17 protein-coding genes are annotated in these 17,493 nt (G+C 69.9%); 10 read left to right on the top strand and 7 right to left on the bottom strand.

Features of this window, described 5'->3' with window-relative positions; translation table 11 throughout:
• Positions 1-87 precede the first annotated feature (87 nt).
• The 3 genes from MHY30_RS06255 (at position 88) to nhaA (ending at position 3,288) form a co-directional block, all read left to right on the top strand.
• Positions 88-1,425, top strand: a complete 1,338-nt coding sequence (locus tag MHY30_RS06255; protein WP_239276016.1) for a uracil-xanthine permease family protein — start codon at positions 88-90, stop codon at positions 1,423-1,425.
• 155 nt (positions 1,426-1,580) lie between these two features.
• Positions 1,581-1,784, top strand: coding sequence for a hypothetical protein (locus MHY30_RS06250; protein ID WP_239276015.1), 204 nt, complete (start codon positions 1,581-1,583; stop codon positions 1,782-1,784).
• 160 nt (positions 1,785-1,944) lie between these two features.
• Positions 1,945-3,288: a Na+/H+ antiporter NhaA gene (gene nhaA, locus MHY30_RS06245; protein WP_239276014.1), complete on the top strand. Its 1,344-nt coding sequence runs from the start codon at positions 1,945-1,947 to the stop codon at positions 3,286-3,288.
• A 23-nt stretch (positions 3,289-3,311) separates the two neighbouring features.
• Here the strand turns inward: nhaA and MHY30_RS06240 are convergent, their stop codons facing one another.
• From MHY30_RS06240 to MHY30_RS06215, 6 genes are all read right to left on the bottom strand, one after another.
• Positions 3,312-3,893, bottom strand: a complete 582-nt coding sequence (locus MHY30_RS06240) for a hypothetical protein (protein WP_239276013.1) — start codon at positions 3,891-3,893, stop codon at positions 3,312-3,314.
• A gap of 91 nt (positions 3,894-3,984) precedes the next feature.
• Positions 3,985-4,998 carry a LacI family DNA-binding transcriptional regulator gene (locus MHY30_RS06235; RefSeq protein ID WP_239276012.1) on the bottom strand — a complete coding sequence of 338 codons (1,014 nt, stop codon included), beginning with the start codon at positions 4,996-4,998 and terminating at the stop codon, positions 3,985-3,987.
• Between the two features lie 126 nt (positions 4,999-5,124).
• Entirely contained in the window at positions 5,125-6,588 is a 1,464-nt protein-coding gene (locus MHY30_RS06230; protein ID WP_239276011.1) for a GH1 family beta-glucosidase, read from the bottom strand.
• 29 nt (positions 6,589-6,617) lie between these two features.
• Positions 6,618-7,523 carry a carbohydrate ABC transporter permease gene (locus tag MHY30_RS06225; protein WP_239276010.1) on the bottom strand — a complete coding sequence of 302 codons (906 nt, stop codon included), beginning with the start codon at positions 7,521-7,523 and terminating at the stop codon, positions 6,618-6,620.
• On the bottom strand, positions 7,520-8,578 hold the full coding sequence (locus tag MHY30_RS06220; protein ID WP_239276009.1) for a carbohydrate ABC transporter permease: 1,059 nt from the start codon (positions 8,576-8,578) through the stop codon (positions 7,520-7,522). The genes MHY30_RS06225 and MHY30_RS06220 overlap by 4 nt, the downstream gene beginning before the upstream one ends.
• A 98-nt stretch (positions 8,579-8,676) precedes the next feature.
• Positions 8,677-9,948 carry an ABC transporter substrate-binding protein gene (locus MHY30_RS06215; RefSeq protein ID WP_239276008.1) on the bottom strand — a complete coding sequence of 424 codons (1,272 nt, stop codon included), beginning with the start codon at positions 9,946-9,948 and terminating at the stop codon, positions 8,677-8,679.
• Between the two features lie 206 nt (positions 9,949-10,154).
• Here MHY30_RS06215 and purS point away from each other — a divergent pair, with 206 nt between their 5' ends.
• The 7 genes from purS to MHY30_RS06175 all read left to right on the top strand — a co-directional run bounded on the left by purS (position 10,155) and on the right by MHY30_RS06175 (position 16,554).
• Positions 10,155-10,403 (top strand): phosphoribosylformylglycinamidine synthase subunit PurS, encoded by a 249-nt coding sequence (purS, locus tag MHY30_RS06210; RefSeq protein WP_239276007.1) that lies wholly within the window; start codon positions 10,155-10,157, stop codon positions 10,401-10,403.
• Positions 10,400-11,107 carry a phosphoribosylformylglycinamidine synthase subunit PurQ gene (gene purQ / locus MHY30_RS06205; RefSeq protein WP_239276006.1) on the top strand — a complete coding sequence of 236 codons (708 nt, stop codon included), beginning with the start codon at positions 10,400-10,402 and terminating at the stop codon, positions 11,105-11,107. The genes purS and purQ overlap by 4 nt, the downstream gene beginning before the upstream one ends.
• A gap of 238 nt (positions 11,108-11,345) precedes the next feature.
• Entirely contained in the window at positions 11,346-12,788 is a 1,443-nt protein-coding gene (locus MHY30_RS06200) for a helix-turn-helix transcriptional regulator (RefSeq protein WP_239276005.1), read from the top strand.
• A 25-nt stretch (positions 12,789-12,813) separates the two neighbouring features.
• Positions 12,814-13,542 carry a GntR family transcriptional regulator gene (locus MHY30_RS06190; RefSeq protein WP_275438134.1) on the top strand — a complete coding sequence of 243 codons (729 nt, stop codon included), beginning with the start codon at positions 12,814-12,816 and terminating at the stop codon, positions 13,540-13,542.
• A 63-nt stretch (positions 13,543-13,605) separates the two neighbouring features.
• Positions 13,606-14,094: an ureidoglycolate lyase gene (locus MHY30_RS06185; protein ID WP_239276004.1), complete on the top strand. Its 489-nt coding sequence runs from the start codon at positions 13,606-13,608 to the stop codon at positions 14,092-14,094.
• 2 nt (positions 14,095-14,096) lie between these two features.
• Positions 14,097-15,545 carry an FAD-dependent oxidoreductase gene (locus MHY30_RS06180; RefSeq protein WP_239276003.1) on the top strand — a complete coding sequence of 483 codons (1,449 nt, stop codon included), beginning with the start codon at positions 14,097-14,099 and terminating at the stop codon, positions 15,543-15,545.
• Between the two features lie 85 nt (positions 15,546-15,630).
• A complete protein-coding gene (locus MHY30_RS06175; protein ID WP_239276002.1) occupies positions 15,631-16,554 on the top strand; it encodes a 2-hydroxyacid dehydrogenase in 924 nt (307 codons plus the stop codon).
• A gap of 4 nt (positions 16,555-16,558) precedes the next feature.
• On the opposite strand, the gene MHY30_RS06170 is transcribed toward MHY30_RS06175, so the two are convergent.
• The gene (locus MHY30_RS06170) at positions 16,559-17,350 is read right to left on the bottom strand and encodes a lytic transglycosylase domain-containing protein (RefSeq protein WP_239276001.1); all 792 of its coding nucleotides are present in this window, start codon (positions 17,348-17,350) and stop codon (positions 16,559-16,561) included.
• Positions 17,351-17,493: the final 143 nt, after the last annotated feature.

The raw sequence follows: 17,493 nt of genomic DNA, 5'->3' as shown, positions 1-17,493 counted from the left end.
CGGGTTCGCCGGGGCCACACGGCGGCGCACGGCGGCGCGTCGCCCGGCGAGCGCACACGCCCCCACCCCCACCGCGAGGAGAAACACATGTTCCAGTGGAAGCTGCACGGAAACGGGCGCACCGTGGCACCGGGCGCGGTCGTCGCCCCGGGCGAACGACTCAACTGGGGCGCCACGATCGCGATCGGCCTGCAGCACGTCATCGCCATGTTCGGTGCGACGTTCCTCGTGCCCGTGCTCACCGGGTTCCCGGTGTCGACGACGCTGCTGTTCTCGGGCGTCGGGACGCTGCTGTTCCTCCTCGTCACCCGCAACCGGCTCCCCAGCTACCTCGGCTCGTCGTTCGCGTTCATCGCACCCGTGACCGCGGCCACCGCGACCGCCGGGTTCGGTTCGGCGCTCGCGGGCATCGTGGCCGTCGGCATCCTGCTCATGGCCATCGGCTTCGTGGTGCAGTTCGCCGGTCTTGGCTGGGTCGACAGAGTCATGCCGCCCGTCGTGGCGGGAGCGATCGTTGCCCTCATCGGCTTCAACCTGGCGCCCGTCGCGTGGCAGAACTTCCAGCTGCAGCCGGTGCCGGGCACCATCACCCTCGTCGCGGTGATCCTGTTCAGCGTGCTGTTCCGCGGGTTCCTCGGCCGCATCTCGATCTTCCTGGGGGTCATCGTCGGGTACGTCGCGACGGTGCTGATCCAGGCCGGAACGGGTGAGCAGCTCATCGACTTCGCCGCGGTCGAGGCGGCGCCGTGGGTCGGGCTCCCCGAGTTCCAGATCGCCGACTTCGCGTCGCCGCAGACCTGGTCGGTCATCGCGATGTTCCTCCCCGTCGTGCTGGTGCTGGTCGCCGAGAACGTCGGGCACGTGCGCGGCGTGGCGGCGATGACGGATGCCACGGCCAACCGCTCCACCGGGCGCGCGCTCATCGCCGACGGCGCCGCCACCACGCTCGCGGGCGCGTTCGGCGGGTCGGGCACGACGACGTACGGCGAGAACATCGGCGTGATGGCGGCGACGCGCGTCTACTCGACCGCCGTGTACTGGGTGGCCGGTCTGACAGCGATCGTGCTGAGCCTGTCGCCGAAGGTCGGGGCGGTGTTCAACACGATCCCCGCCGGAGTGCTGGGCGGCGTGACGACAGCCCTCTACGGCCTGATCGGCATCATCGGCATCAAGATCTGGGTCGACAACCGCGTCGACTTCTCCCGTCCGGTCAACCAGTACACGGGTGCGGTTGCGCTCGTGCTGGCGATCGCGGGCTTCACGATGCAGTGGGGCGACTTCCAACTCGGCGCGATCGTGCTGGGCTCGGCCGCCGCCCTGGTCATCTACCACCTCGGGAACGCCATCGCCCGCGCCCGCAAGACCGGCGCCGACGACGGCGGCCCGATCCCCGCGGTGGGCCCCCTGGGCGGCGACCCGTCCTGAGCCGGGGCCCTGGCATCCCCCGAGAACCCCGCGGCGGTCCACCACACCCGGCGCGCGGCCGCAACCGGGTTCGCCGGTGTTGCCCTCCCGGGTAGCGTCGGCCCACACGGCGACGGCGGCTCGCGCCTCGCCACCGACGACGAGAAAGGGACGCCATGGCATCCGGAAACGACCCCTCGCAGGCCGCAGCAGACGAGAACTCCTACGAAGGCGCCGACGTCGAGGTCTCGCCGTCGGACACCGACGGGGCACCCAAGCCCGGCGGTCTCGGCACCGACGGCACCATCCCCGACACGGAGACCGGTGTGGCCGCAGGCCACTCCGACACCGCGTCGAACTTCAACCCCGAAGAGGACTGACCTCGACACGACGGGACGGGGCGTCCACGACACGGACGATCCGCACGGACGCCCCGCGTCGTGTCGGCACCCATGAGCCGCCCAGTCACGCCCCGGTAGAATGGTCGAGGCGTGTCGGGAAGTCTGGTCGACGATCAGTCGATCGACCCCGAAGGATGCCATGACCGAGAACGACGTCCGCGCGCCGCGCTGGCCGGGCTACGCCGAAGTCCACCGCGTCACGACGCTCCTCCGCCGCGAAGCGGTCGGCGGAATGCTGTTGGTGATCGCCGCGATCGCCGCGATCATTTGGGCGAACTCGCCCGCCTCCGACGCCTACTTCGCCGTGCGCGATTTCCGCTTCGGCTATGAGCCGTGGCACCTCGAGCTGAGCGTGGGCGCCTGGGCGGCTGACGGTCTGCTCGCGATCTTCTTCTTCCTCGTCGGCCTCGAACTCAAGCGCGAGATCGTCGTGGGGAGTCTCCGCCGCTTCAGCACCGCGATCGTTCCGATCACCGCGGCCGCGGCAGGCGTCGCGGTACCGGCGCTCATCTATGTCGTGATCGTGGCGTCGCAGCCGAGCCTGCTGGCCGGATGGGCGATTCCCGCGGCGACCGACATCGCGTTCGCCGTCGCGGTGCTCGCGCTCGTCGGCTCTCATCTGCCGGGTCCGCTGCGCATCTTCCTGCTGACGCTCGCGGTCGTCGACGACCTCATCGCGATCGCGATCATCGCGCTGTTCTACACCAGCGACATCTCGCTCCTGCCCCTCGCGGTCTTCGCCGTGCTCGTTGCGATCTACGGCGTCATCGCCCATCGGGGTCGGGCCTGGTTCGCGCGCCACCGCTGGGCCGCGTGGGTGGTTCTGCTGCCGATCGGTTTCGCCGCGTGGGCGTTCCTCCATGCCTCGGGCGTGCACGCCACGATCGCGGGTGTCGCCCTGGCGTTCACGATCCCGGTCGCCCCTTCGCGCCGGCGTCCCGAGACCAACGGCATGGACCTCGCGGAAGAGTTCGAGCACCGCTTCCGCCCTCTGTCGGCCGGAATCGCGGTGCCGATCTTCGCGTTCTTCGCCGCGGGCGTCTCGGTCGGCGGGGGCGAGGGCCTCGCGCGGGCGATCATGGATCCCGTGACGATCGGCGTCGTGGCCGGTCTCGTCCTCGGCAAGCCCATCGGCATCCTGCTCGGTGTCCGCGTGCTGACGCTCGTGACGAAGGTGCGGCTCGACCCGGCGCTGAAGTGGATCGACCTCGCCGGTGTCGGCCTCCTCGCCGGCATCGGGTTCACGGTGTCCCTGCTGATCGCCGAACTGAGCTTCCCCGCGGGCTCGCCGCACACCGACGACGCCAAGATCGCGATCATGGTCGCCTCGCTCCTGGCATCCCTGCTGGCGGCGAGTGTGCTCCTCGTGCGCAACCGTCGCTACAAGCAGCTCGCCCTCGCGGAGGACGTGGATGCCGACGACGACGACGTCCCCGACGTGTACCAGCAGCCGATCCGGCCCAAGGGGCGCCCCTCGGCCTGATCCCCGCGTCGCGGGGGTGAGCGTCAGGCGAAGATCTGCGCGGCGATGTCGGACAACCACGCGCGCGCGTTGACGTTGACGGTCTCGAGGTAGATCCAGACGTCGTCGCACGCCACGACGACGTCTTCGCTGTCGACCGCGTCGCCCGGGCGCGTGCAGAAGTGCGCGCCGAAGTCCTGCGCGGCCTGACATCCGTACCCCTCGGATGCCAGTGCGCTCAATCCCTCGGACACGTCGGTGTCGGTCGCGGTGCTGACGATCAGCAGGACCGCCGCCGCCTCCTCCTGGATCCAGTTGCACGACAGCACGGTGGTGGCGTTCGCGGGCGCGGGGCGCACGAAGCCGTCGGCGTGCTGCGCGGTCAGACCGCCCACGGTCTCGGCACGGCTGCTCGCGGTGCCGAGCTCGTCGCAGGAGCCCGGGACGTTCGCGGCGAGACTCTCCGCCGACGCGGAGGGTGTGGGGGTCGCGTTCGGGGTCGCGACGGTGATCGACGGCGTGGATGCCGCCGTGGCCACCGGCTCCGCCGTTTCGGTAGCGCAGCCGGTGAGACATGCGGCCGCCAGCACCGCCGCCACGAAGACAGCGCTTCTCCATCGACGCATGGTCGATCCTTCCGACACCGACGCGGATTCGGGTTCGCCCGGTGTTCCGCTCAGGCTAGCGGTTCACCTCGTCCGTGTCGTCCGACGTGCATCAGGCCGACGCGCGCTCGATGATCTCGGTCGGCAGGATCGCGGTGTTGACGGTCGCACGCCCGGCGAGCACGTCGAGCAGCATCATCGCCATGTGACGCCCCTGGTCGTGCGACGGCTGCCGCACCGTCGTCAGTGCCGGTACCAGCGAGGTCGCCACCGCCGAGTCGTCGAAACCGATGACCGCGACGTCACGCCCCGGTTCGTATCCGCGCTCGCGAAGCGCGGTGTAGGCCCCCCGCGCCATGAGGTCGCTCGCCACGAACACCGCCTCGGGTGCTTCTCCGGATGCCAGGATCCGACGCATCGCATCCGCGCCACCGGCTTCGGTGAAGTCGCCGTCCTCCACCGCGACCGGCGTCAGTCCCACCTCGGCGAGCGCGTCCCGGAACCCCTGCAGGCGGTCGATGCCGGCGGGCATGTCGGCGGGGCCGGCGATGGTTGCGAGGCGGCGGTGTCCGCGGTCGAGGAGATACGTCGTGGCATCCCTCCCGCCGCGGAGGTTGTCGACGTCGACGTAGTGGTCGGTGGCGCGCACGCGCGCGGGGCGACCGCCGTAGACCACGGGCACGGCATCCGCGAGCCGGTCGACGAAGGTGTCGCTGGTGTGGTGGGATGCCACGATCGCGCCGTCGACGCTGCCGCCGCGGAGGTACCCGAGGGCTTTGGCGCTGGCGTCATCGCTGGCGATGAGCATGTTCATGACGTAGTCGGACTCGCCGATGACCTCGCCGATCCCGGCGACGATCGATCCGAAGAACGGGTCGCCGAAGAAGCGGTCGGTGTCTTCGGGGATGACGAGGGCGATCGCCCTGGTCTGGCGGCTCGCGAGCGAGCGGGCGGCCCGGTTGGGGACGTACTGCAGCTCTTCGATCGCGCGGCGTACCGCTTCGAGCGCGGCCGGTGAGACCGCGGTCGAACCGTTGACCACGCGCGACACGGTCGAGCGTGAGACGCCGGCTCGCGCCGCGACCTCCTCGATGGTGGCGGCACCCCGCGCAGGAGCGAGATCCATCGGTCTCCTCCCGGGCTCAGATGCGACCGTGCGCCGGGTCACTCACGGCGTCGTTGTGAGCGTACTCCTTCGCGCTGATTCGAACTCGTCGTGAGATCGGGCGATGCCCGGGACGACTGGATCGCGTCAGGCGGGAACGACCGGCGCTGTGACGGACAACGCCCGCTCCGCGATGACGCGGGCGTACGACAGACCCGAGTCCTTCACCGTCCGCTCCTGCGTCGCGTAATCCACGTGGACGATGCCGAATCGCTTCTCGTACCCCCATGCCCACTCGAAGTTGTCGAGCAGCGACCAGTAGAAGTACCCGCGCACGTCGATGCCCTTGTCCAGGGCGTCGAGGATCGCGGCGAGGTGCGCCTCCACGAACTCCACGCGCTCGACGTCGTGCACGCGGGTCTCGCCGCCCTCGGTCACGGGCACGTCGTCGTAGGCAGCGCCGTTCTCGGTGACATAGAGCGCGACCCCGGCCGCCGCCGAGTACTCGTCGCTCACACGACCGAGCAGCTGCGTGAGACCCTCGGGCTGGACCTCCCAGCCCATGGTCGTGCGCGGCAGACCGCGGTCGTGCCAGAACAGGTTCTCGTGCGCCGGGAACGGGGAGGAGGTCGCTCGGACCGTCGGCGCGTCGCCACCCGGGGGGTTCACCCGGGGCGCGGTGCCACCGACGAACTCGCCGTGGTAGTAGTTCACGCCGAGCGTGTCGATCGGCGTCGAGATGACGTCGAGGTCGCCCGGAAGGACGGCCTCCTGCCAGCGCGCCACCGCCGCGGAGTCCACGTCGCGGAAGTCCTGGATGATGTCCGCCGGGTAGCTGCCGCGGAACACGGGGTCGAGGAACCACCGGTTGAACTGCCCGTCGACGCGCCGTGCGGCGTCGAGGTCGGCGGGGTTCGCCGGGTCGACGGCATCCGCCACCGTCAGGTTCAGCGTCAGCCCCAGGTTGAGCGAGGCGTCGCGGGCGCGGAGCTCGCGCACGGTCTGGCCGTGTCCGAGGAGCAGGTGATGGGCGGCGAGCATGCCCTCCGCCTGCGAGTAGTGCCCGGGAGCGTGGGCGCCGGCGGTGTAGCTGAGGAACGACGAGCACCACGGTTCGTTGAGCGTCGTCCACACGTCGACCCGATCGCCGAGGGCGTCGTGCATGTCGAGCGCGTACTCGGTGAAGAGGTCGCTCGTCTCGCGCACGGTCCAGCCGCCGCGGTCCTGCAGGGCCTGGGGAAGGTCCCAGTGGTACAGGGTCAGCCACGGCAGGATGCCGGCATCCAGCAGCTCGTCGACGAGACGCTTGTAGAAGTCGACGCCCTTCGGGTTGAGGGCACCGCCGTCGGGGCGCACGCGCGACCACGACGTCGAGAAGCGATAGGTCTGCAGCCCCAGGCGCTTCATGACCTGCACGTCGTCGCGGTACCGGTGGTAGTGATCGCACGCGACGTCGCCGTTGTCGGCGTTGATCACGGCGTCCGGTACGCGGCTGAAGGCGTCCCAGATCGAGGCGGTGCGGCCGTCTTCGAATGCCGCCCCTTCGATCTGGTACGCGGCCGTGGCGGCGCCGAAGAGAAAGCCCTCGGGAAAGGCTCGGGTGTGCGACATGGATCGGGTTCCTTCCGCGGGCGCAAGTGTCATCCCTTGACCGCCCCTTGCATGATGCCACTGACCAGCTGCTTGCCCGCGAAGACGAACAGCAGCAGCAGCGGGATCGTCGACAGCAGCACGCCCGCGAGGACGATCGAGTAGTCGACGAAGTAGTTGGACTGCAGCAGCGAGAGGGCCACCGGCAGCGTCGGATTCTGGCGGTCGAGGACGATGAACGGCCAGAAGAAGTTGTTCCACGCGCTCACGAATGTGAACAGCGCGAGCATCGCCGCGGCCGGCCGCGCCGCGGGCACGCCCACGGTGAGGAAGGTGCGGAACGAGCTGGCACCGTCGACGCGCGCCGCCTCGATGAGCTCGTCCGGCACGGCCTGGCGCAGGTACTGCGTCATCCAGAACACCCCGAAGGCGCTCGTCAGAGCCGGAATGATGATGGCGCCGAGCTGCCCGGTCCAGCCGAGCTCGCTGAACAGGATGTAGAGCGGCACGACACCCAGCTGCGTCGGGACGGCCATCGTCGCCACGACGAAGACGAGGAGCCACGGCCCGCCGCGGAACCGGAGCTTGGCGAACGCCCACCCCGCGAGCGTGGAGAAGAACACGACGGATGCCGCGATGAGCCCGGAGCTGATGATCGAGTTGAGCAGCGCCGGCCAGAAGTTGACCGCGGGGTCGCCGATGACGGCGGCGGCGTTGGCGAAGAAGTTCCCGCCGGGCAGCCACGACCGGTTCGCATCCCGGATCGTCGACGAGTCGCCCGAACCGATGAGGAGCGACCAGTAGAAGGGGAAGATGCTCGCCAGCAGAACGGCACCGAGCGCGGCGTACACGAACCAGCCCGGACGCGAGCCACGCACCGGGCGCGGACGACGCCGCGGCTTGGCGGGGAGATCGGGATCGATGACGGGGACGGGAACGGCGTTGACGGAGCTCATCGTGCCGCCTCCTCTCGTGCGAGCTGCTTCTTCGCGGCGCGCGCCTGGGCGCGGACCTCGCGGCGGGAGCGCGCGTCGCGACGGCCCTCGTCGCGGACGAGGGAGCGCGTGATGAACAGGTTGATGACGCCGATCGCGAGGATGATGAGGAACAGGATCCACGCCAGCGCCGCGGCGCGGCCGAAGTTCCACTCGCCCCACCCGACGTTGTAGAGCCACAGGGTGACGGTGAGCCACTGGTTGTCGGCGCCGCCGGTTCCGTACTGGTCGTACATGCGCGGCTCGTCGAAGATCTGCAGGCCGCCGATCGTCGAGGTGATGATGACGAAGATGAGGGTCGGCTTGAGGCTCGGCAGCGTGATGGAGAAGAACTGTCGAAGCTTCCCGGCGCCGTCGACGGTGGCCGCTTCGTAGTACTCGCGCGGCACCGCCTGCATCGCGGCGAGGAGGATCAGGGTGTTGTATCCGGTCCAGCGGAAGTTGACCATCGTGGCGATCGCGATGTGGCTGGCGAACGCGTCGGAGTGCCACGGCACGGCCGGGAGTCCGAGGTTCTGGAGCGTCGTGTTCACCACGCCGTACTGGTCACCGAACATGTTGCTGAAGATGAGCGCCACGGCCACGGGAGCCATGACGTAGGGGATCAGCACGCTCATGCGCCAGAAGGTCTTCGCGCGGATGTTCTGGTCGAGCATCGCCGCGATGAAGATCGCGAGGATCAGCTGCGGGACGCTGGAGAGCAGGAAGATGCTGAAGGTGTTGCGCAGGGCGATCCAGAACTTGGGCTGGCTGAGCACCCAGGCGTACTGGTCGAAGCCGATGAACTCGCCCGAGTTGCGGACGAGATCCCAGTCCATGAACGAGATGACCGCGGTGTACGCGATCGGGAACAGGCCCGTGATCGCGAACAGGATGAAGAACGGCGAGATGTAGAGGTAGGGCGAGAGCTTGAGGTCCCACGCGCTGCGGCGCCGGCTGAAGCCGACGCGCCGCGGCTCGCGCGCGCGCGCCTCCGGCGCCGCGCCCCGCGTGGGTCGTTCGAGTGTGCTTGTCACGGTCTGTTCTCCTGTTCTCACGCGTGAGGTGCCAGAAACTGTCGCTTCGCGAGGTCGCGAAGCGACGTTTCTTGGCACCTCACGCGGGAAGGGATCGGTCAGGACAGGGCGTCGACCTCGGTCGCCCACTGCTGCCACGAGGACGCGGCATCCTGGGTTCCGTCTTCGACGCGCGTCAGGGCCTTCTGCATCGCGTCGTTGATCTGGAAGTAGAAGGTGCCCTTGTACGGCGACACCTCCACGGCCTGCGCCCGCTCGGAGAGCATCTCGCCGACCGGTGCGTCGTTGAAGTACGCGTTGGTGCTGCTGAGCAGGGCGTCGGCTTCGAGCGCCTCGGTCTGGCTCGGGAACGTGCCGGCGTTCTCAAACGCCTTGACCTGGGTCTCGGGGTCGGTCAGCCAGTCGGCGAGCTCCTGCGCGGCCTCGACGTTCGCGCCGTTAGCGGGGACGGTCAGGTACGACCCACCCCAGTTGCCGGCACCGCCGGGGAAGACGTTGGCGATGTCCCAGCCGGTGACGTCGGGGGCGTTGCCCTCGATGACGCCGAGCATCCATCCCGGGCACAGCATCGTGGCGAAAGCGCCGTTCGACAGGCCGGCGAACCAGTCGTCGGACCACTGGCCGAGGTGCGCCGACTGCGTAGCGCTGGCCTGGAGCACCTCGTCGTAGATCTCCTTGACCTCGGGGTTGCTCGTGGCGATGATCTCGCCCGTGTCGGGGTCCTCGTAAGCCGCCTCGACCTGGTTAATCGCACCCTGGTAGGTGCCGCCCGCGGAGTCGAAGAAGGCCTTGCCGGTGGCGGCGACGTACTGGTCGCCGACCGCGAAGTAGGTGGACCAGTCGCCCTGCAGGAGCTGGGCGACCTCTTCGCGGTCGGTGGGCAGGCCCGCCGCGGCGAACAGGTCGGAGCGGTAGCAGACACCCTCGGGTCCGATGTCGGTGCCGTAGCCGACGAGGTTGCCCTCGGGGCTCGTGGCGGCCTCGACCTTGTAGTCGAGCCAACGGCTCTTCAGGTCTTCCGGCACGGGAGCGAGGAGATCGGCGTACTCCATGACCTCGGGCAGCCAGTCGACCTCGATCGCCTCGATGTCGGCGAGGCCGGTCTTGCCGAGCTTCTGGAAGTAGTTCTCGCGGGCCTCGTTGCTGGTCGCGGCCTTGTTGTGGACGATCTTCACGTTCGGGTGCGCGTCCATGTACTCCTGCAGGAGCGCGTCGGTGTAGCCGAAGTCGTTGAAGGTGGCAATGGTGAGCGTGATCTCGCCGTCGCCTGAGGCGGAGCCCCCGCCGCCGGAGCATCCGGCGAGCACGAGGGCGGAGGTGGAGGCGACGGCCGCGACGACGGCGGCACGGCGCAGGGCACGTGATTTCACAGAACACTCCTTCGTGGTGGTGGACCGGTGTGCTCCTGTGCGCGGCGCCCCTCGACCTCTGAATCGTGGGAGCGCTCTCACCAGTCGGGTCGACAGTATGGGATCGCTCCCACGGTGTCAAGAGAGCGCTCCCACATGATGTGGGAAGGAGCCCGGACCGGCCCCGTAGAATGGCATCCACTGCCCTTCCGACACCTGGAGCTGGAATGCCCACCATCGTCGTCGACGTCATGCCCAAGGCCGAGCTTCTCGACCCGCAGGGAAAGGCCGTCGCCGGTGCACTGTCGCGACTGGGCGAGAGCCGGTTCTCGGATGTGCGGATCGGCAAGCGCTTCGAGCTCACCGTCGACGGCGAGGTCGATGAGGCCACGCTCGCCCGCGCCCGCGAGCTCGCCGACGAGATGCTGTCGAATGCCGTCATCGAAGACGTCGTCAACATCGAGGTCGTCGAGTGACCGCTCGCATCGGGGTCATCACCTTCCCCGGATCGCTCGACGATCGCGACGCTCAGCGCGCCATCCGCCTCGCCGGCGGCGAGCCCGTCGCGCTGTGGCACGGCGAGCACGACCTCCAGGGCGTCGACGCCCTGGTCCTCCCCGGAGGCTTCAGCTACGGCGACTACCTGCGCGCCGGTGCGATCGCCGCATTCGCGCCGATCATGTCCGAGGTGAAGGATGCCGCGGCCAAGGGCATGCCGATCCTCGGCATCTGCAACGGCTTCCAGATGCTCGTCGAGGCCCACCTGCTGCCCGGTGGCTTGATCCGCAACGCCCACCAGCAGTTCATCCGTCGCGACCAGCGCTTGCGCGTCGAGAACGCCGCGACCGCGTGGACGACCTCCTTCGCCGAGGGCGACGAGATCGTCATCCCCCTCAAGAACGCTGATGGCGGGTACATCGCGGATGCCGAGACCCTGGCCCGCGTCAACGGTGAAGGCCTCGTGGCCTTCCGCTATCTCGGCGTGAACCCGAACGGCTCGCTCGACGACATCGCCGGCCTCACCAACGAGCGCGGGAACGTCGTCGGACTCATGCCGCACCCCGAGCACGCCGTAGAACCGGGATTCGGTCCCGGCACCGTCGCGGCCATGCGTTCGGGCGTCGACGGGCTCGGATTCTTCACCTCGGCGATCTCCGCCGTCGTCACCGCCGCCGCCTGATACGGCCGCCAGCCCGGCAGGAGCCTCCCGGCGTGGGGGATCCCGGTGCAGATAAACGTACCGCCGCGGTTGCGATTGGCTTATCCTCCCTGTGGGGGCTCGGCAATGGGGACGTTGCCTCCGCGGCCGGACGTGAACCCGAATGAGCGTCTGACCGCCCGTCCGGGGTGCTTGTCATTCCACGACGTGACCTCCTGGCGCCCGAACCAGGAGGTCGGGGTCGTGCCGCGGAGGTCACATGAGCGATTCCGATGGTTCCATCGAGCCCAGCGCAGCGCTGCGCGCTGCCGCCGCGCACACGTGGGCGCGGCTCGAGCCGGGGCGCGGTCAACCGCTCGGGCGACACCTGTCTCTGCTGGCGGAGGCCGAGCCCGGACCCGCCCCCGCGCTGTGGACGGACGCGCGCGCGATGCTTCTGTCCGCCATGCTCGTCGCGCGCGCCCGCCACGACGCCCTCGGCGACGGGGTGGAGCTGGTCTCGCGGTACTTCGACTCGGGACGTCTCATCCGGCCCGCGGCGCTCTCGGGAGCCGCACGGTCGGGACTCTTCGCCGCCGCCGCCGAGTACTGTGCAGCGGTCGGCTGGCCGCAGGTCGGCGGACATTACGCCGCGGAGGCACTGCTGTTCGCGGAGACGCCCGGGCAGAGGTACCGCGCGCTCAGCGTTCAGGCGCTCAGTCTGGGCCTCAACGCCGAGTACCCCGCAGCGTCGCGCGCGATCGACGAAGGGCGGCAGCTCTTTCGGACGCAGAGGTGGGGGCGGGAAGACACGTCGCACTGCCTGTTGCTCGGTGACGGGATGTTCGCGGTAAGCCGTGCGGATTCCGTGCAGCTGCGAATCATCGCCGACGAGCTCGAGCACGCGCAGCCCCTCGACCCGTACTGGCTGTACAGCGCCCGAATGCTCCGGGTGGGGGCATCGTTCCTGGAGCGCGATATCGCTGCAGGGCTGGCCGAGACACGGGAGATGCTGCACGGATCGATGCGCAGCCGCAGCTTCCGCATCGCACGGGATCTGGCCCTGGGGCTGCACGCCGACATGTTGACCACGTTCGGCGAGTTCGAGGAGGCGCTGGCCGTCCTCTCCCACGCGGTCACCCACCCGGGGCATGTCGTCTGTTTCCCCATGCAGCGCGCGGGAACCCTCCTGCAGATGGGTCGGGAACGCGAGGTCGTCGAGTCCACGAACGCCTGCGTCGCTCTGCACGATGAGCATTGCCTGCGCACGCTCACGCCGCTGCTGACGCGGCGCGCCGTCGCCTTCCTCCGGCTCGGAAGCGAGAAACGCGCGGTCCAGAGCATGGAGGCAGCAGTCCTTCTGATTCAGCGCACAGGTCGTTCGGTGACCCCGTTCCTCATGATCCCGTTCGGCGACACCGAACGGCTCTTCGACCTCGTTTCGGCCCGCAACGCCGATCTTGCACCGGCCATCGCGCTGATCCGTCAAGCACTGCCGGACCTCGCGGCCCGCTCGACAGCCACCGGGCACCTCGCTGCCCTCACCTCGACGGAACGTGAACTCGCCCACCTGCTCACCTCGACCCTGGGTCTGCCGGAGATCGCGCGTGCCCGCAACGTCTCGCTCAACACGGTCAAGACGCAGGTCCGCTCGATCTACGGCAAGCTGGGGGTGTCGAGCCGGGAGCACGCCGTCGAGATACTGCGGCGGTCGCACGAGTGAGTCGAGCCGACGCGAGCGAGGGGCCATGCGCAAGACAGACCAGGATGGCGTCATCGATCGGATCCTCGCCCTGTGGAGCGATGCCGGCCAGACGTTGCCCTCCGAGCCTCGGCTCGCGGAGCTGACCGGAGCCAGCCGCGCGTCGGTACGCGAGGCACTGGTCCGGCTCGAGGAACGCGGGTATGTGCACCGCACGCAGGGCACGCGCACGTCCCCGAACCGGCGCCTCCCCCAAGCCGGACGCCGCATCGACGAACAATTCGACCACTCCCTGTCCATCCGCTCGGCCGGGTACGAACCACGCCTCGAGCTCGCGGCATCCGGTGTCCGTGTCCTGGAGGCGGGTAACCCGAGCCGGTTCGACGATCTCCCGGACGGGACGCGGGTGTTCCGCACGGTCAAGGTGTGGAGTGTCGACGGGGCGCCCTATGCGCTGGCCGAGGACCTCATCCCCCTCGACCGCGACGTCGAGCTCGACCCGCAGCGGCCGGTGTTCGAGCTGGCCGAGGAAGCCAACGGCATCCGGGTGGCGTGGGAGACGATGTGGGTGGATGCGGTGGCTCTGGATGCCGAGCGAGCGGCGCTGCTGGCAGCCGCCCCGGGCGCGCCGGTGGTCGAGATGACCTACTGCGGGTACGGCACGGGCGACGGCGTCGGGTATTGGTCACGCGAAGTGCAGGTGTCGGCTCCCCCGGGTCTGCGGAACGCGCTCATCCGCAGGGTGCGGCACGATCGGGGCGTTTCCGAGGCGTAACAGGACCGTGAACATGTCAGACAAGTTGCGCGAACGCCCGCCCTGCGGGCATATCGTCGGGGCATGACCGAGCCACTCGCCACGCATTCCCTGCCCGTCGAGACCGTCACGGCCGAGACGTTCGCCCCGTTCGGCGTGATCCTCCGGCCCATGGCCGACGGCACCCCCTTCACCGCCGAGGAGGCCGTGCTCGACGTGTCCGGCGGCATCCCCCGGTTCTACTTGATGTCTCTCGACGACAAGGCGCCCGAGTTCACCCGCGTCACGAGACACCTCGAAACGACACAGACCCTCATGGCCGTGGGCGATGTCGAGTGGACCATCGCCGTCGCCCCGCCGGGCATCGACGAACCCCGTCTCGACGACCTGCGCGCGTTCCGCATCCCGCCCCGCACTGCCATCACGATGCGAAAGGGCACGTGGCACGCGGGACCGTTCTTCGCCGAGCCGAGCATGGACTTCGTCAACCTCGAACTCGACGACACGAACGTGTCGGACCACCACAACTTCCGCCTCGACGACGCCTACGGCGTGCGCGTCGTCGTCGCCTGATCATGCGGGAACCGCTCCCCGACGCGGCCGCGCGCCTGGCCGTCCTCGAACGCGACGCCGCGCGTCAGGAGGCACTCAGCGCCGGCGACGGCCGCGCGTGGGTCGGCGAACGCGACGGTGAGCACCCGGTCGTCATCGTGGGGGCCGGTCAAGCGGGCCTCGTCCTCGCGCGCGGACTGCGGCGCCGCGGGATCGACGACCTCGTCGTGCTCGACACCGCCCCGGCCGACGCTACCGGGCCATGGTCGACGTACGCGCGCATGCACACGCTCCGCACCCCGAAGGACATCGCCTGGCCCACGTGGGGCGTGCCCGCGGTCAGCCCGCGCGCGTGGTTCGAGGCCGTGTACGGCGAGACCGCGTGGGAGGAGATCGCCTTCTTCCCGACCGTCGCATGGCAGGGTTTCCTGCAGTGGTACCGCGCGGTGTGCGGTATCGAGGTCATCGGGTCGACGGCGGTCACGGCGATCACCCCGACGGATGCCGAGGGCCCCCTGCGGGTCGACCTGGACGGCCCCGACGGCTCGTGGACGCTGCTGGCTCGGCACGTCGTGCTCGCCACGGGCATCGAGGGTGCCGGTGGTCGCCACGTCCCCGCCCTGTTGTCCGAGCTGCCGCGGGACCGGGTGCACCACACCCACGACGCGATCGACTTCGCCGCGCTCGCCGGGAAACGGATCGGCGTCCTCGGGGCGGGAACCGGAGCGTTCGACAATGCCGCGACGGCACTCGAGAACGGCGCTCTGTCGGTCGACGTGCACATGCGGCGTCCCGCCATGCCGCAGGTGAGCCCCTACCGGTGGATGGAGTTCGCGGGGCTCATCGAGAACTACGGGTCGTTCACGGACGCGCAGAAGTGGGCCTTCAACGTCCATCTCTCGGCGGTGGACCAGCCCGCGACGCAGAACGCGATCTGGCGCGCGCACGCCTTCGACGGCTTCCGGTTCCTGACGTCGTCGCCCTGGCACCGCGCCGAATGGGACGAGCGCGAGATCGTCGTGACGACGCCGCATGGCATCCATCGGTACGACGTCGTGATCGCCGCGACGGGGATCGTCGCGGACCTCTCGCGGCGCCCGGAGCTGGCGACGGTGGCCCCGGATGCCATGGTGTGGAGAGACGTGCTCACCCCCGCGCAAGTGTCAGAGAACCCCGGTCTCGCGCGGTTCCCCTACCTCGACGACGACTTCGGCCTCGTCAGCCGAGGCGGATCCGGCGGGTCGGCGTTGTCGCGCATCCACCTTTTCAACCACGGCGCCCGGATCAGTCAGGGGATGCTGAGCCACCAGATCCCCGGGCTCGTCGGGGGTGCGACCAAGCTTGCGGCGGCGCTGTCACGTCGGCTGTTCGCCCGCGACGCGGAGGACCTGCTGGCGGAGTACCTCGCCTACGACATCCCCGTCGGGGTGCACATCGGCCGCCGCCCGGAATCCGCGGTCGTCGCCGGATAGGGGCGCAGGACCGCCCGATCACCGCTGCGGGTCCGCATCGCGCCCGGCGGCCCCGCACCGCGACCGCGCGACTAGCGTTGACCGGGTGACTGCCTCCCTCGTCGTGTCCGTCCCGACCGCGCAGCTGCGCGATGACCTGCTGCCCCTGCCCGAGGGGGTGGAGGTGCTGGTGTGGGACATGACCGACGCGGCACCGCGCCCGCACATCGACATCGTGGTGCCACCGTACATGTCGATGAACGGGGTCGTCGCTCGACTTTCCGAGGTCTCCACCCGACTCGTGCAGGGACAGTCGATCGGCTACGACGACGTCGAAGGGCGCCTCCCGGAGGGCATCGTCTTCGCCAATGCCGCGAGCGTCCACGAGACCGCCACCGCCGAACTCGCCGTCGCTCTCACCCTGGCCGCGCAGCGCTCGCTGCCCGATTTCGTGCGCGCGCAGGACCGCGCCGAGTGGAAGGGTCACGGCACGCCCGGGCTCGCCGATGCGCGCGTCGCGCTGCTCGGCTTCGGGGGCGTCGGCCGGGCGATCGCGGCCCGCCTGAAGCCGTTCGAGGTCGACATCCGCGCGGTCGCCTCGCACGGCCGCCTCCAGGACGACGTCGAGGTCTTCCCGCTCGGGAAGCTGCGGGAGGTGCTGGCCGAGACCGATGTTCTCATCGTGTCGCTGCCCGGCGGCGACAGCACCCAGGGCCTCGTCGACGACGACGCGCTCTCCGCGCTGCCCGACGGCGCCCTGGTCGTGAACGTCGGCCGCGGCCCCGTCGTCGACACGGACGCACTCGTCGATCACGTGCAGCGCGGGCGGCTGCGCGCCGCGCTGGATGTGACCGATCCCGAACCGCTCCCCGCCGACCACCCGCTCTGGAGGCTCGAGGGCGTGCTGATCGCACCCCACGTGGGCGGTGCGACCGACGCCATGCGGCCCCGCATCGCACGTCTGGTCCGCCGCCAAATCGATCACCTGCGCGCGGGGGAAGACCCCGAGAACGTCGTGCTCGGCGGCTGAGGCCTCACCCCGCGGCGCGAGCCGCGTACGCGTTCGCCGCCGCCGCGACGTCGTCGACGTAGCTGTCGAGGTGGTTGTAGGAGAACACCGCCCGTCGCCACCCGGTCGCGCTCGACATCTCGCCGGAAGCGCAGAGGTAACGTGCGGCGGCGAGGGCCGCGTCATCGATCTGGTTCGGGTCGTTCGTGCCGTCACCGTTTCCGTCGGCACCCCACCGCTGCCACGTCGCGGGAATGAACTGCAAGGGCCCCACGGCGCGATCCCAGATGGCATCCCCGTCCCATTCGCCTCCGTCCGTGTCGGCGATCGCGGCGCTCGCACTGCCGTCGAGGGGGATGCCACGGATCGCGGGCTGCGGATACCCGGCGTCGTCCAGATGCCCGCCGGAGTGCGTGCCGTGCGCGGATTCGATTGCGCCGATCCCGGCGAGGGTGTTCCATCCGAGGCCGCAACCCGGCTGCTCGACCCGCAGCGTGAGAGCCGCCGCGGCGTAAGCGCGGAGAGCCCGCTCCCGGATGCCGGTCGCGGCCGCCGTGCGGGTGGTCCACGCCGGATCCGCGGCAACGACCGTGACGCGAGGCGCGGGAGCGGCTGTGGGCGTGGGCATGGGGTCGAGTGCGGGGACATTCGACTCGACCGCCGGCGCTTGCGCGGCCGCCCTGCTCTCGAGCGAGCGTTCACGCCCGACGGCCTGCGACGACACGACGAGAACCACGGCGATGCCGACGAACAGCACGGCCGCGACGGCGGCGAGTATCGAGGACCACGAGCGAGCGCGGTCGGCGTCGAGAGGCACGCGGACCCTTCCCGGGCGCCCGCCCGGGCAGCGCGCGCCCGCGTGACGATAGCCCCCGCCGACGACGACCGGGTGAACGAGCGGCGTCGATTCGGCATCCGCGCCTGCTCCTCCGCCGGCCTGCGCCCGCGACGCCCCCGCCC

Source organism: Microbacterium sp. ACRRU, from assembly GCF_022346945.1.
Taxonomy (GTDB): domain Bacteria; phylum Actinomycetota; class Actinomycetes; order Actinomycetales; family Microbacteriaceae; genus Microbacterium; species Microbacterium mcarthurae.
Note: the sequence above shows the minus strand (reverse complement) of the source record. Positions and strands in the feature narration are given on the sequence as shown.

Bases quoted from the DNA above. Each gene is read 5' to 3' on its own strand.
- MHY30_RS06255 (WP_239276016.1), top strand. From the start codon at position 88: ATGTTCCAGTGGAAGCTGCACGGAAACGGGCGCACCGTGGCACCGGGC.
- MHY30_RS06250 (WP_239276015.1), top strand. From the start codon at position 1,581: ATGGCATCCGGAAACGACCCCTCGCAGGCCGCAGCAGACGAGAACTCC.
- nhaA (WP_239276014.1), top strand. From the start codon at position 1,945: ATGACCGAGAACGACGTCCGCGCGCCGCGCTGGCCGGGCTACGCCGAA.
- MHY30_RS06240 (WP_239276013.1), bottom strand. From the start codon at position 3,893: ATGCGTCGATGGAGAAGCGCTGTCTTCGTGGCGGCGGTGCTGGCGGCC.
- MHY30_RS06235 (WP_239276012.1), bottom strand. From the start codon at position 4,998: ATGGATCTCGCTCCTGCGCGGGGTGCCGCCACCATCGAGGAGGTCGCG.
- MHY30_RS06230 (WP_239276011.1), bottom strand. From the start codon at position 6,588: ATGTCGCACACCCGAGCCTTTCCCGAGGGCTTTCTCTTCGGCGCCGCC.
- MHY30_RS06225 (WP_239276010.1), bottom strand. From the start codon at position 7,523: ATGAGCTCCGTCAACGCCGTTCCCGTCCCCGTCATCGATCCCGATCTC.
- purS (WP_239276007.1), top strand. From the start codon at position 10,155: ATGCCCACCATCGTCGTCGACGTCATGCCCAAGGCCGAGCTTCTCGAC.
- MHY30_RS06200 (WP_239276005.1), top strand. From the start codon at position 11,346: ATGAGCGATTCCGATGGTTCCATCGAGCCCAGCGCAGCGCTGCGCGCT.
- MHY30_RS06190 (WP_275438134.1), top strand. From the start codon at position 12,814: ATGCGCAAGACAGACCAGGATGGCGTCATCGATCGGATCCTCGCCCTG.
- MHY30_RS06185 (WP_239276004.1), top strand. From the start codon at position 13,606: ATGACCGAGCCACTCGCCACGCATTCCCTGCCCGTCGAGACCGTCACG.
- MHY30_RS06180 (WP_239276003.1), top strand. From the start codon at position 14,097: ATGCGGGAACCGCTCCCCGACGCGGCCGCGCGCCTGGCCGTCCTCGAA.